A 13,301-nucleotide genomic window follows, 5' to 3' on the forward strand; every position below is an offset into this window, starting at 1 on the left:
GCTCGACCTTCTCCCTGCTGTACATGCGAACCTCCAGTCCGGACCGCTTCACGGTCCAACTTTCTGTCCGCACCCCCGAATAAGCCTAAATCCAGGAACTATTTCACCGCAACTTAGGAGGGGATGGGGTTAGCTGCGAGGGCGGTGGCGGAGCTTGTCGATGGTGGAGTCGGTGCTTCGGCTGCGGGCTTCGGCGGCGCGGTCGCGGGCGTCGGCAGCGGTTTGGCGCTTGTGGCGGTAATCGATCATGCCTTGGATGATGGGCTTGCCAAAGCTCACGACATCGTCGTTATAGATGGCGGTACGGGCGGCAAGCAGACAGTCGGTAAAATCCATATGGGTCTTGCCAAAGAGTTTGATGGCAAGGGCGACAACGGTGGGCTCGTCGACCATGACGTCATCGAGCAACCTCTTCATGGCCGCAGCAATCTCAACGCGGGGAACCTTATAGACGTCGCGCAGCGTGACCACGACGCGCGTGATGATTTCGGGGTAGACACGTGCGGTGCGCGTGGCGATGACCTTGGCGGCGCGCGGTGACAGGACCTCGTCGTCGTCAAGCAGGTAGCGAAGGATGACGGTCTCGTCGATGATGGTGCTACTCATGGATATCTACTTCCTCGGGACCCAAAATCGAATCGTCGCATTCTGTGGCAAGGTACTCAATCCAGGCATTGCGCTCCTCGGAGCGGCGATTGGGGTCCCCATATGCTTTGAGCGATCCATAGGCGGCGGTGCCGTCCTTTGAGCGCACGGCGACCGGCTGAAAGGGAAGCTTGCGCATCAAAATGCTCTGCGCGACAAATAGGCGAACGGCCTCGGCAAGCGATGTGCCCATGGCGTCGTAGAGGCGCTCGGCATGCTGTTTGTCCTCTTCGCGAATGCGCACCTGCAGGATGGCTCGTTTTTGCGTCGATGACATCACTGGCCTCCCTTAATGAGCGTGCAATATGAATGGTCAAATACAACATTGGCTAATAATAGCCAATCTTATAACCACTGCTTTATTGCACTCAAGTTAATGAGCGCGAAATATATATCAAACGTATTACATCCTTTATAAACGAGCATGAAATCTCCCCTGGATGTACGCGTGTAATACACTTACCTTTATAGCTACCCAAGAATAATCCTAACCAGCCAAAACCCCTGCAATACACCCGTATTGCAGGGCCTATGCTCAAGTTTGCCACCTACAACTGCGTATATTTAACCTGTATATCGTTGGAGGAATTCTATCGAAGTGCTTGTTTCGCCGCATGCACTCGATACGCCGATGCCGGACCACGGGCGGTCCGGGGCAACGTCGACAGGGTCTCTCCGGCATGGGATTCAGGAGGGAGTGAACAACATGGGCAATAAACGAGTCGTAGCCGATTCTTCGCGCTGCATTGGGTGTCAAACCTGCATGGCGGCGTGCATCGAGGCACACGACATTCCCGGCAACATCGCCGCGCCGCGCCTGCGCGTGACGCGTACGTACGAGATCTCCGCACCGGTGGCTTGCCATCACTGCGAGGATGCCCCGTGCGCGAAGGCCTGCCCCACGGGTGCCTTGTTCTTTGATCCAAAGAACCATCGTATCGGCGTCAACGAGGACAACTGCATCGGCTGCAAGAGCTGCGTCATGGCATGCCCCTTTGGCGCCGTGAGCGTGGCGACCACGCAGGTTCCGGTCTTGATGGGCGACGTTCGCGTGGGTTCGCAGACCAAGAGCTTCGTGCTCAAGTGCGACCTGTGCGTGGACCGTCCCGGCGGTCCGGCGTGTGCCGAGGCGTGCCCGACCAAGGGCCTCACCCTGGTAGACGAGGAGCGCCTGGCGGAACTGACTGCCGAGCGTGCCCGCGCCACCATCGAAAACGAGGCGTAAGCGGGCGGCCATACAGGCCCAATGATTGTCAAATAAGTACCGAGTATTCGGTAGCAGAGAAAGGAAGGAGGGTGTCATGGAGAAGCATAAAGTGATCTGCCCGTATTGCGGCGCCGGTTGCCAGTTTAACCTCTTGGTCCAAAACGGCCAGGTCGTGGGTACCGAACCGCTCAACGGCATCACCAACCAGAGCGAGCTGTGCCTTAAGGGCATGAGCGGCTACGACTTCATCAACGACACCAAGATCTTGACTCCTCGCGTACTGCACCCGATGATCCGCCGCACCAAGGGCGCGGATCTTGAGCGCGTAAGCTGGGACGAGGCACTGGATTTCACCGCATCTAAGATGCAGGCCATAATTGACGAATATGGTCCTAACGCTGTCATGACCACCGGCTCTTCGCGAGGCGGCGGCAATGAGGCGAACTACGTCATGCAGAAGTTTACGCGTGCGTGCATCGGCACCCACAGCGTGGACAACTGCGCCCGTACTTGACACGGCCCTACTGTCCTCGGTCTGATGGACACGGTTGGTTCAGGTTGCATGTCATGCTCCATCCCCGGTATGGAGGATGCGGGCTGCATTTTCCTCTTCGGCTATAACCCTGCCGATTCGCACCCCATCGTCGCAAGGCGTATCGTGCGAGCCAAAGAAAAGGGTTGCAAGATCATCGTCGCCGACCCGCGCCATATCGAAACCGCGCGTATCGCCGATCTCTACCTTCCGATCAAGAACGGTTGCAATGTCGCGTTCCTCAACGCCTTTGCCAACTGCTTGGTCAACGATGGCCTCTACGACAAGAAATTCGTCGCCGAGCACACGAACGGCTTTGACGAGTGGTGGGAGACCATCAAGAATTACACTCCCGAATCCGTACAGGACATCACGGGTGTCGAGCCCGCGTTGATCCACCAAGCTGCCGAGATGTACGCCACGGCGAAGCCCTCTGCCATCATTGGCTGGGGTATGGGCGTATGCCAGCAGAAGCAGAACCTGAAGACGGTGCACACCATCGCCTCCATCGCCTGCGTTGCCGGTCAGATCGGCAAACCCAATTCCGGCCTCGCGCCCGTGCGCGGTCAGAACAACGTCCAGGGCTCCTGTGATATGGGCATGCTGCCCAACCTGTACCCTGGCTACCAGAAGGTCACCGACCCGGCTGTGCGTGCCAAGTTTGCCAAGGCTTGGGGCGTGCCCGAGGAAAAGCTCCCGCTCGAGGAGGGCTACAAGCTCACCGACCTGGGCCACCTGGTCGACGAGGGTAAGGTGCACTGCTTCTACAACTACGGCGAGGACCCGGTGCAGACCGAGCCCGATTCGGCCGGCATGCGCAAGACGCTCTCCGAGCTGGACCTGTTCATTTGCCAGGACATCTTTATGACGCAGACGACCATGCTCGCCGACGTCATCCTGCCCGCTACCTCTTGGGGCGAGCACGAGGGTGTCTTTACCGCATCCGACCGTAGCTTCCAGCACTTTGACGCGGCCGTTCCGCCCAAGGGCGAGTGCCGTCACGACTGGGAGATCTTCGCGGACCTGTCTACGCGCATGGGCTATCCCATGCACTACGACAACACCGAGCAGATCTGGAACGAGTGCATTAGCCTGTGCCCCAACTTTGTGGGCGCGACCTACGAGAAGATGGCTCCCGAGGGCGGTTACGCCCAGTGGCCCGTCAAGAGCACCGATGTGAACGACCGCGGTACGCCCGACATGTTCGCTGGTGGCAAGTTCACCACCAAGGACGGCCGCGCCAACCTGATGGCACACGACTGGGAGGCGCCCTCCGAGCTTCCCGACGATGAGTACCCGCTCATCCTGTGCACCGTCCGCGAGGTCGGCCACTACAGCTGCCGCTCGATGACCGGCAACTGCAAGACGCTGGCACTGCTTGCCGACGAGCCCGGCTTTGTCCGCATGAATCCCGCGGACGCCCAGGCACGCGGCATCAAGAATGGCGACATCGTCTCGATCCACAGCCGCCGCGGCCAGGTATACAGCCGCGCCGACGTGAGCGACCGCATCAACAAGGGCACGGTCTATATGACCTACCAGTGGTGGATCGGCAAGTGCAACGAGCTGACCATGCACAAGGTCGACCCGGTCTCGCATACGCCCGAGGACAAGTTCTCCGCCTGCCAGGTCGACGCTATCGCCGACCAGGTCTGGGCCGAGGGCGAGGTCGAGCGTCAGTACACCGAGCTCAAGCAGGCTCTGGTGGACGCCGCCGCTCCCCAGGACGTTGAGCCTGGCGCCGCCAAGTTCGACGACGAGACGCACGTGAATCAAATCGTGTAGTCCCGTTCTCGTTGGCTTTTTGGGCCGGGCGTCCCGTACGTTCGGGAGCCCGGCCCGTTATTTTGAAAGGAAGTGGGGATGAACCGCTTCATCGACATCAACCCGGAGAGGTGCATCGGCTGCGGAACATGCCAGTCCGCCTGTGCCGACGCCCACCGGATGCAGGGTCTTCAGGATACGCCGCGCCTGGCGCTCGTGAAGACCGGCGGTATTTCGGCCGCCCTTGCCTGCCACCATTGCGAGGGTGCCCCCTGCGCCGAGGTCTGCCCGGTGAATGCCATCGAGCACGATGGCGATCGCATCCACGTCAAGGAGCAGGAGTGCATCGGGTGCAGGCTGTGCGCCATCGCGTGCCCCTTCGGAGCCATCCATCCCGATGGCACGTCTATCGCCGGTGTCGCAGGCATGTGCGACCCGACGCCTTCGTATCCTAAGTCCCTGAGCAGCCTGCTTACGTGGGCTCCCGGCCAGTACACCTGCGCTGTTAAGTGCGACCTGTGCGCCTTCGATCCGGACGGTCCGCATTGTGTGGCGGCGTGCCCCACCAAGGCGCTGACCGTCATGGGCGGCGCGGCCGATCGCGAGCTCGACGAGGCCAAGCGCCTGCGCTCGATCGAAAACGGTCCGGTCGTCGACGTTACCGCTGTGGCCCAGGGTCTGTCCGAGAAAGCAGAAGGGAGCGTAAACAATGGATAGCATGACGCTGTTTATCGCATCGCTTGCCGTCTCGTGCGTCGGTGCGCTCGCCTCGGTTCTGCTGATTAAGGCCGACAACGCCGCCAAGACCGCCGGCTGCCTGATCGGCGCCGTCGCGGCCGTGCTGTCGTTCATCGCGGGCCTCGAGGCCGTGCTTGGCGACGTTTCGTCCCTCAACACGGTCTTCTTCTTCCCGTTCGCCCGTCTCGAGGTCTTGCTCAACGGCCTTGCGGGCCTGATCGTGGTCCTCATCTCGATTCTCGCCTTTGCGGGCTTCATCTACGGTCTGTCCTACTTCGACGAGTACCCGGGCAAGGTCGGGCGCGCCGGCTTCTTTATGAACACCTTCGTCGCCTCGATGATGCTCGTCATCACCGCCGACAACGTGTTCTGGTTCCTGGTCGCCTTTGAGCTCATGTCCCTTACGAGCTACTTCCTTGTCGTTATCGAGGAGAACAAGAACTCCATTAGGGGCGGTTGGCTCTACTTCGTCATCGCGCACGTGGGCTTCGTTCTCATCATGGCGAGCTTCCTGCTCATGACCAACGGCGTGGGCGGTTCCTTCAGCTTCAGTGATTTCCGTACGCATGACTTTGGACCCGCCGTCTCCTCCGCGTGCTTCGTCCTCGCGTTCTTCGGATTTTGCGCGAAGGCCGGTATCATTCCGCTGCACTCCTGGCTGCCCCAGGCGCACCCCGAGGCGCCGTCCAACGTGTCCGCCCTCATGTCCGGCGGCATGATCAAGATCGGCATCCTGGGAATCCTCAAGGTCGGTCTCGACCTGCTCGCGGGTTCGGGCGTCCAGCTCTGGTGGGGCCTCATGGTCCTGGTCTTCGGATCCATCTCGTCGGTCCTGGGTGTCGTCTACGCCCTACACGAGCACGACATCAAGCGCCTGCTTGCCTATCACTCCGTCGAGAACATCGGCATCATCTTGCTCGGTGTCGGCGCGTCCATGACGGCGCACGCCCTGGGCAACGACGTCATCGCGACGATCGCGCTCATGGCCGCCCTCTACCACACGCTCAACCACGCCATGTTCAAGGGCGAGCTGTTCCTCGGCGCGGGCTCCCTGCTCTATGCCACGGGTACGCGCAACATGGAGAAGATGGGCGGTCTGTTCCGCCGCATGCCGGTCACGGCCGTCTGCTTCCTCATCGGTGCCCTTGCCATCTCGGCCATCCCGCCGCTCAACGGCTTCGTTTCCGAGTGGTTCACCTACCAGTCCCTGTTCAACATCTCGACGCTCTCCGACCCGGTCGTCATGGTGTTCGCCGTCGCCTCCGCGGCCGCCCTCGCCATCACCGGTGCCCTGGCCGTCACGTGCTTCGTGAAGGCCTACGGCGTCTCGTTCGCGAGCAGCCCTCGTTCCCAGGAGGCCGCGAACGCCAAGGAGTCCCCGGCTCCGATGTTGTTCTCGCAGATGCTCCTCGCGGCCATCTGCGTGGTACTGGGAATCGGCTCCCCGGTCATCGCCCCGGTTCTGGGCGACGTCGCCCAGAGCGTGCTTGCCGGCTCCGCCGTCACAGCCACCTCGGGCGTGTCTCTCGTGAACGAGATTTCCGGTGCCGCCACCTCCACCCCCGCGATCGCCATCGCGCTCGTGGTCCTCACCGGCCTCGCGTTCGCGTTGAGGTCCTGCCTCGGCGCCAAGGCCCCCGCTAAGAAGACCGACCCTTGGGCGTGCGGCTACGAGCCCAACGAGCACATGCCCGTCGTCGCCACGAGCTTCGCGTCCGACGTCGAACTCTTCATGGGCCCGCTCTACACCCTGCGCGAGGTATGCACCAAGATCTGCTGGTCCATCGCGCACGTGTTCCAGAAGCTCACCGGTGTCGCCCAGGGCGTCGAGCCCCTGCCCGACCGTTTCCTGGTCGATGCACCGAGCGAGGGTGCCGACAAGCTGGCCGGCCTCGCCTCCAAGATCGAGGGCGGCAACTACTCCGTATACATCTGCTACATCGTCGCGGCGCTCGTGGTCTTCCTCGTGCTCGCCGTGGTCATGGTCTAGAGAGGGGAGAGGATATTATGAACATCGTTCTTGCGATGGCGCAGGGCCTCGTGGTCATGCTGGTCGCGCCCTTCTTCTCCGGCCTCGCCCGTGTGATTCGCGCGAAGATGCACAATCGCCGCGGTCCGTCCATCCTTCAGGATTACCGGGACCTCGCGAAGCTCATGGCGCGTCCCGAGTCCGTGAGTTCCGACTCGAGCTTCGTGCTGCGCATCATGCCGCCGCTGTTCCTCGCGGTGTCGTTTATGCTCGCCATGGGCCTGCCCATGTTCACGCTCCAGAGCCCCATGCCCGTCTTTGGTGACGCCATCACCATCATGTACGCGCTCGCGCTGTCCCGCTTCTTCTTCGCGCTGTCCGGCGTGGATTCCTCCAACGCCTACGCGGGCTTCGGCGGTATCCGCGAGCTCCTCATGAGCGTGCTCATCGAGCCGTCCATGCTCATCGCGCTGTTCACCGTCGCCATCGTGTGCGGCTCCACGGACATTGCGACCATGGGTCAGCACATCGTTACGGGCAACGTCTCGAGCGTCGTCGCCGTTATCCTCGCCGGCGTCGCCTTCGCGGCCGCCTGTTACATGGAGCTCGGCAAGCTTCCGTTCGATCAGGCCGAAGCCGAGCAGGAGCTCCAGGAGGGCCCGCTCGCCGAGCTCTCCGGCCCGTCCCTGGCCATGATGAAGCTCGCCATGGGCATGAAGCAGGTCGTGGTCGTCGCTTGGTTCACCTCCATCTTCATCCCCTGGGGAGAGCCCGCGACCATCGGCGTCACCGCTCTCGTGGGCGCCGTCGTCTTCCTCGTCAAGTGCCTGGTCGATTTCGTCGTCTGCGGCGTGCTCGAGAACTCCGTTTCCCGTTCGCGCTTCAAGGTGCTCGGTAACCAGACCTGGGCCGTCGTCGGCATCGCGGTCCTCGCGTTCGTCTTCGTCGTCGTAGGCGTGTAGGGAGAAGGGAGAAACTATGTCAATCGAATCGAGCTTGTCCCTCTTTGCCATGGTGGCGATCGCCGTCCCCATGCTGGGCTCCCTGCTCATCGTCATGCTGCCGCGTCCCTACGCTAAATGGATCTGCGCCTTTGCCGGCGGCATCGCCACGGTCGCTTCCGTTGGCTTGGCCGCGACGTTTGCCGGAAACGGCATGAACGCGGTCGATGTAACCTGGGCGAGTATGGGCCAGACCTTGGTCATGGGCTTCATATTCGACCGGATGAGCACGCTGCTCGCACCCGCGTTCGTCGCTATCGGCCTGCTCGTCGTCATCTATTCGTTCCCGTACATGAGCGATAAGAATAAGGAGCATCCCGACGCGCCCCGTCGTCGCTTCTACGTGTACTTCTCCACGTTCATCGGCGCCATGGCCGGTCTCGCCTACAGCTCCACCATCGTCGGCCAGCTCGTTTTCTTCGAGATCACCGGTGTGTGCTCCTGGGGCCTCATCAGCTACTACATGACGCCCACGGCCAAGAAGGCCGGTATGAAGGCGCTCATCATCACCCATATCGGCGCTCTGGGACTCTACATCGGCGCGGCCTTCCTGTTCGCCGGAACCGGCACGTTCGCGCTGAGCGCGATCTCCCAGCTCGATTCCGGTATGAAGACCGTCGTGCTGCTGCTCATCCTGTTCGCTGCTTGGGCCAAGTCCGCCCAGTTCCCGCTCTACATGTGGCTGCCCTCCGCAATGGAGGCCCCCACGCCCGTTTCCGCCTACCTTCATGGCGCGTCCATGGTTAAGGTCGGCGTGTGCGTGTTCGCCCGCGCTCTTGCGAGCGCCGGCGATATCCCCGAGATCGTCGGTTGGGTCGCCATCATCGACGCCGTCGTGACCATGCTCTTCGGCTTCCTCATGTACCTGCCCCAGAAGGATATGAAGCGCCTGCTCGCCTTCTCGACGATCGCGCAGCTCGCCTACGTGTTCTTTGGCCTGGGCCTCTCCGTGTTCGGAAGCCAGATGGCGTTTAACGGCGCCGTCGAGCACATCTTCAACCACGCGTTCACCAAGACCCTGTTCTTCCTCATCGCTGGCTCTCTCAGCTTCACGCTGGGAACCCGTATGCTGCCCAAGATCCAGGGCCTCATGAAGAAGTACCCGGTCACGGGCGTGGGCTTTGCGGTCGCCGCGACCGCTATCGCCGGCGTGCCCCCCATGAGCACGTTCTTTTCCAAGTTCCAGATCATTTCCGGTGGCTTCGCGGTTGGTGCTACCAACACGGTCATCTTTGTCCTCGTGTGCGTCATGGTCGTCGAGACCGTCGCCACCTTCGCATGGTTCCTGCGTTGGATGGGTAAGGTCCTGCCCGGTGAGCCGAGCGAGACCGTGGCCGCCGGCCAGCCCCTTCCGCGCGCCATGGCGTTCGTGTTCGTCGTCCTCATGATCATGGTCGTCGTCGCCGGTCCTCTGTCCTCTAGTTGGATGGGTTAGGAGGTAGGACATGGGTTATTCGTTAGTCAATATCCTGGGCGGTCTTCTGATCGTGACCTCCACCATGGTGGTCGTCTCGAAGACCATCCCGTCCGCCATTAAGTGGTACGCGATCCAGTCGGTTGTCCTGGTGGGCGTGCTGCTCACCCTGGGCCTCACCACCGGTGCCACCGAGCTTCTCATGTGGGCCGCGTCGGCCTTCGTCACCAAGGTGATCCTCGTTCCGTTCATTCTCAACCGTGCCTACAAAAAGATGGGTTCGCCTGCCGATAGCACGCTGACCTCCTCCATCAAGCCGGCCTGGACCATCATCCTCACCGGTCTGGAGGTGGCCATCTGCTTCACGGTGGTCACGCGCCTGAGCCTGCCCACCGCCGAGGTGGCTACTCCGGCCCTCGCCATCAGCTTCGCGCACTTCTTCGTCGGCCTCACGTGCATCATCTCCCAGCGCAACATCCTCAAGCAAATCTTCGGGTACTGCCTTATGGAGAACGGTAGCCACGTGACGCTCGCCCTGCTCGCGCCCACGGCCCCCGAGATCATCGAGATCGGCATCGCCACCGACGCCATTTTCGCCGTCATCATCATGTCCGCCGTCGTCGTGAGGATCTGGAACGACACCAAGTCGCTCGACTCCCACGACCTGACCGAATTGAAGGGGTAGGCCATGGATGTTTCAATGCTGACGGTCGCCCTGCTCGCTTGTCCCCTCGTGTTCTCCCTGATTATGGCTGCGCTCCCCAAGACGACGTCCTACAGCGTCTTTGCGGGGCTCAACACCATCTCCGTCGCGGCGACCCTCGTCCTTTCGGTCGTCACCGCGGGAACCATGCTCTCGAGCGGGCAGAATATCGACGCTTTGGGCCTGTGGCTCCATCTCGATTCGCTCTCGTCGATCTTCGTCCTTCTGGTAGGCATCATCGGGTTCATCACCGGCGTGTACTCCATCTCCTATATCAAGATCGATATCGAGGAGAAGACCATGCCGGCCGAGCGCACCAAGCAGTACTACGCGCTGTTCAGCCTGTTCGTCTTCACGATGCTGCTCGCCTGCCTGTCCAACAACATCATCCTCACCTGGGCGGCGGTCGAGGCCACTACGCTGTCGACCGTGTTCCTCGTGGGCATCTACAAGAACAAGCAGGCGCTCGAGGCGTCTTGGAAGTACGCGATGGTCTGCACCGCCGGTGTGGCCTTCGGCCTGTTCGGCACGCTGCTCATCTACGCGAACGCCGCCGATATCATGCCCAACGCGCATGAGGCCGCCTTCCTCACCTCCATCATGCCCTACGCCGACCAGTTCGACCCGATGCTCGTGCGCCTCGCGTTCGCGTTCATCGTCATCGGCTTCGGCACCAAGGCGGGCCTGTTTCCCATGCACACCTGGCTGCCCGACGCGCACTCCCAGGCTCCGAGCCCGGTCTCCGCGCTGCTCTCGGGCGTGCTGCTCAAGTGCGCCATGCTGGTGATCATCCGCTTCTACTCCCTGTCCATCATCACGGTGGGCGACACCTATCCGCGAACGCTCCTGCTCATCCTGGGCACGCTGTCCATCCTGGTGGCTGCCCTGTGCATCTTCAAGCAGGACGATATCAAGCGCCGCTTCGCGTACTCCTCCGTCGACAACGTCGGCGTGGTCGCGCTGTGCCTGGGTATCGGTGGCCCGCTCGGTATCGCCGCCTGCCTGCTGCACTGCATCTTCCACGGCTTCACGAAGGCGCTCGCCTTCTGCATGGCCGGTAACATCCAGCACATCTACCACACCCGCGACCTGAACAAGATCAAGGGCGTCGTCGAGATCGCTCCCGTCACGGCAGCGCTCACCATCATCGCCCTGCTCGCGCTCGCCGCCTTCCCGCCGTTCGCCCTGTTCATCTCCGAGTTCCTCACCTTCGTGGCCGGCGTTCAGTCCGGTCCCATCTGGGTGGTCGTGCTCGTGGCCATCGGCCTCACCGGCGTGTACTTCGCCCTTACCGGCATCGCGCTCAAGTCCATCTTCGGCAAGGCGCCCGAGGGCATGAAGCGCCACGAGGTGCCCGCCCTCATGATCATCCCCGAGATCGCCCTCGCGATCGTGGTCATGTGGTTCGGTATCGCCACCCCGGTCGCCATCACGAGCGGCGTCGAGGATGCAACGTCCGTCGTTTTGAACCAGAGCGTCGAAGAGCTCCACGAGGCCCCTCTCTACCGCATGGTGTTCAGTTCCCAGACCAAGACAAGTGAGGTGAATTAGCACCATGGCAGAACCTGAAAAGAAGGACTACGCTCGTCGCTGCGAAAGCCACGTCGAGGCCCTGCGTGCTGCAGTGCCGGGCGCTATCGAGAAGGTCGAATGGCAGTGCGAGGACCAGCTGACGATCACCGTCAAGCTGGACCGTCTGCCCGAGGCCGTCCACTACCTGTATTACGAGCGCTACGGCTGGATTCCTGTGATTGTCGGCAACGACGAGCGCAGCCTGTGCGGCCGTTACGCCGTGTACTACGTCATCTCCATGGAGGGGGAGGACCCCGGCTGGGTTACCGTGCGTGCCGAGGTCGACCCCGCCAAGATGACGTTCCCGTCCGTGACGCCGTTCGTCCCCGCCTGCGTGTGGGGCGAGCGCGAGCTGCGCGATATGTTTGGCCTGATTCCCGAGGGTCTGCCCGATCGCCGTCGCCTGGTGCTTCCCGACGATTGGCCCAGCGGGCTGTACCCGTTGCGCAAGGATTCGATGGATTACCGTTTCCGCCCCGCCCCCGCGAGCGACATGGAAAACTACGAGTTCTTGGCCGACACCAAGGGCAAGGAGACCACGCTCGTTCCCATGGGACCGCTGCACATCACCTCCGACGAGCCCGGCCACTTCCGCCTGTTCGTCGAGGGCGAGACGATCGTCGACGCCGACTACCGTCTGTTCTACGTGCACCGCGGCATGGAGAAGGTCGCCGAGACGCGCCTGAACTATGACGCCGTGACGTTCCTCGCCGACCGCATCTGCGGCATCTGCGGCTGCGCCCACTCGGTGGCCTATGCCGAGGCCGTCGAGCGCGCCCAGGGCATTCATGTCCCGCCGCGCGCCCAGTACATCCGCGCCATCATGCTCGAGGTCGAGCGCCTGCACTCGCATCTGCTCAATATTGGCCTGGCATCGCACTACACGGGCTTCGACTCCGGCTTCCAGCAGTTCTTCCGCGTCCGTGAGAAGTCCATGGACCTGGCCGAGAAGCTCTCCGGTCACCGCAAGACCTACGGCCTCAACGTGATCGCCGGCGTGCGTCGCGACATTTTGGCCGAGCAGAAACTCTCCACGCTCACGACCATCCACCAGCTGCGCTCCGAGGTTCAGGAACTCGTCGACATGCTGCTCTCCACGCCCAACTTTATTGAGCGTACGAGTGGCATCGGCATTCTGGATCGAAAGATCGCACGCGACTTCTCGCCGGTCGGCCCGCTCATGCGTGGCTCGGGCTATGCCCGCGACGTGCGCTTTGACCATCCCTTCGACGGCTACGCCGATCCGGATGTCCAAAAGATGCACGCCGCTACGGCCGACACCTGCGATGCCTTCGGCCGTACCGCCGTTCGCATCCAGGAGGTCTATGATTCGATCGACATGATCGAGACCATGCTCGAGAACTGCCCGTCGGGCCCCATCCTCACCACGGATTGGGAGTACACCCCGCACAAGTACGCCATCGGCGCCACCGAGGCGCCGCGCGGCGAGGACGTGCACTGGGCCATGCTCGGCAACAACCAGAAGTGCTACCGCTGGCGCGCCAAGGCCGCCACGTACAGCAACTGGCCGGTCCTGCGCTACATGTTCCGCGGCAACACCGTGGGTGACGCGGCGCTGATCGTCGGCTCGCTCGACCCGTGCTACTCCTGCACCGACCGCGTTACGGTGACCGATGTCGCCGCCAAGCGCGACCACGTGCTCGACAAGGAGCAGTTCGAGAACGTCTGGCGCGACAAGTCGCCGCTTGCGGGCGAGGGCACCATGGCCGCTCCGCTCGATGAGGAGGCGCTCTAA

The 13,301-nt window shown here is 62.2% G+C and carries 11 protein-coding genes and 1 pseudogene; 10 read left to right on the forward strand and 2 right to left on the reverse strand.

Going from position 1 to position 13,301, the window contains the following annotated elements:
* Window positions 1-129: 129 nt before the first annotated feature.
* Both AB5Z54_RS02520 and AB5Z54_RS02525 read right to left on the reverse strand, forming a co-directional pair.
* Window positions 130-606, reverse strand: coding sequence for a type II toxin-antitoxin system VapC family toxin (locus tag AB5Z54_RS02520; RefSeq protein WP_368134610.1), 477 nt, complete (start codon window positions 604-606; stop codon window positions 130-132).
* Window positions 599-922, reverse strand: coding sequence for a type II toxin-antitoxin system RelB/DinJ family antitoxin (locus AB5Z54_RS02525; RefSeq protein WP_006234119.1), 324 nt, complete (start codon window positions 920-922; stop codon window positions 599-601). The genes AB5Z54_RS02520 and AB5Z54_RS02525 overlap by 8 nt, the downstream gene beginning before the upstream one ends.
* Before the next feature lie 429 nt (window positions 923-1,351).
* On the opposite strand from AB5Z54_RS02525, the gene AB5Z54_RS02530 reads away from it, so the two are divergent.
* The 10 genes and pseudogenes from AB5Z54_RS02530 (at window position 1,352) to AB5Z54_RS02570 (ending at window position 13,301) form a co-directional block, all read left to right on the forward strand.
* Complete coding sequence (locus AB5Z54_RS02530) at window positions 1,352-1,870, forward strand: 4Fe-4S dicluster domain-containing protein (RefSeq protein WP_022095206.1); 519 nt, start codon at window positions 1,352-1,354, stop codon at window positions 1,868-1,870.
* Window positions 1,871-1,946: 76 nt separating this feature from the next.
* Window positions 1,947-2,096, forward strand: a pseudogene (locus tag AB5Z54_RS09880) (hypothetical protein); the annotation flags it as partial.
* Complete coding sequence (fdhF, locus tag AB5Z54_RS02535; RefSeq protein ID WP_488350164.1) at window positions 2,082-4,169, forward strand: formate dehydrogenase subunit alpha; 2,088 nt, start codon at window positions 2,082-2,084, stop codon at window positions 4,167-4,169. The pseudogene AB5Z54_RS09880 and the gene fdhF, both read left to right, overlap by 15 nt.
* 78 nt (window positions 4,170-4,247) lie before the next feature.
* A complete protein-coding gene (locus AB5Z54_RS02540) occupies window positions 4,248-4,865 on the forward strand; it encodes a 4Fe-4S dicluster domain-containing protein (protein WP_022095203.1) in 618 nt (205 codons plus the stop codon).
* Window positions 4,858-6,876 (forward strand): hydrogenase 4 subunit B, encoded by a 2,019-nt coding sequence (gene hyfB, locus AB5Z54_RS02545; RefSeq protein ID WP_368160047.1) that lies wholly within the window; start codon window positions 4,858-4,860, stop codon window positions 6,874-6,876. Before AB5Z54_RS02540 ends, hyfB begins: the two co-directional genes overlap by 8 nt.
* Before the next feature lie 17 nt (window positions 6,877-6,893).
* The gene (locus AB5Z54_RS02550) at window positions 6,894-7,817 is read left to right on the forward strand and encodes a respiratory chain complex I subunit 1 family protein (RefSeq protein ID WP_006234113.1); all 924 of its coding nucleotides are present in this window, start codon (window positions 6,894-6,896) and stop codon (window positions 7,815-7,817) included.
* Window positions 7,818-7,833: 16 nt separating this feature from the next.
* A complete protein-coding gene (locus AB5Z54_RS02555) occupies window positions 7,834-9,291 on the forward strand; it encodes a hydrogenase 4 subunit D (RefSeq protein ID WP_006234112.1) in 1,458 nt (485 codons plus the stop codon).
* 10 nt (window positions 9,292-9,301) lie between these two features.
* Complete coding sequence (gene hyfE, locus AB5Z54_RS02560) at window positions 9,302-9,955, forward strand: hydrogenase 4 membrane subunit (protein WP_347478393.1); 654 nt, start codon at window positions 9,302-9,304, stop codon at window positions 9,953-9,955.
* A gap of 3 nt (window positions 9,956-9,958) precedes the next feature.
* On the forward strand, window positions 9,959-11,524 hold the full coding sequence (locus AB5Z54_RS02565; RefSeq protein ID WP_035138046.1) for a hydrogenase 4 subunit F: 1,566 nt from the start codon (window positions 9,959-9,961) through the stop codon (window positions 11,522-11,524).
* Between the two features lie 4 nt (window positions 11,525-11,528).
* Window positions 11,529-13,301: a hydrogenase large subunit gene (locus tag AB5Z54_RS02570; RefSeq protein ID WP_368160049.1), complete on the forward strand. Its 1,773-nt coding sequence runs from the start codon at window positions 11,529-11,531 to the stop codon at window positions 13,299-13,301.

This window comes from Collinsella aerofaciens (genome assembly GCF_040910185.1).
In the GTDB taxonomy this organism is placed as follows: Bacteria; Actinomycetota; Coriobacteriia; order Coriobacteriales; family Coriobacteriaceae; genus Collinsella; species Collinsella aerofaciens_BF.

What these genes read in the sequence shown, in the direction of transcription:
- AB5Z54_RS02520 (WP_368134610.1), bottom strand. Translation starts at nt 606, where the DNA reads ATGAGTAGCACCATCATCGACGAGACCGTCATCCTTCGCTACCTGCTT.
- AB5Z54_RS02565 (WP_035138046.1), top strand. Translation starts at nt 9,959, where the DNA reads ATGGATGTTTCAATGCTGACGGTCGCCCTGCTCGCTTGTCCCCTCGTG.
- hyfE (WP_347478393.1), top strand. Translation starts at nt 9,302, where the DNA reads ATGGGTTATTCGTTAGTCAATATCCTGGGCGGTCTTCTGATCGTGACC.
- AB5Z54_RS02570 (WP_368160049.1), top strand. Translation starts at nt 11,529, where the DNA reads ATGGCAGAACCTGAAAAGAAGGACTACGCTCGTCGCTGCGAAAGCCAC.
- AB5Z54_RS02540 (WP_022095203.1), top strand. Translation starts at nt 4,248, where the DNA reads ATGAACCGCTTCATCGACATCAACCCGGAGAGGTGCATCGGCTGCGGA.
- AB5Z54_RS02525 (WP_006234119.1), bottom strand. Translation starts at nt 922, where the DNA reads ATGTCATCGACGCAAAAACGAGCCATCCTGCAGGTGCGCATTCGCGAA.
- AB5Z54_RS02550 (WP_006234113.1), top strand. Translation starts at nt 6,894, where the DNA reads ATGAACATCGTTCTTGCGATGGCGCAGGGCCTCGTGGTCATGCTGGTC.
- AB5Z54_RS02555 (WP_006234112.1), top strand. Translation starts at nt 7,834, where the DNA reads ATGTCAATCGAATCGAGCTTGTCCCTCTTTGCCATGGTGGCGATCGCC.
- AB5Z54_RS02530 (WP_022095206.1), top strand. Translation starts at nt 1,352, where the DNA reads ATGGGCAATAAACGAGTCGTAGCCGATTCTTCGCGCTGCATTGGGTGT.
- hyfB (WP_368160047.1), top strand. Translation starts at nt 4,858, where the DNA reads ATGGATAGCATGACGCTGTTTATCGCATCGCTTGCCGTCTCGTGCGTC.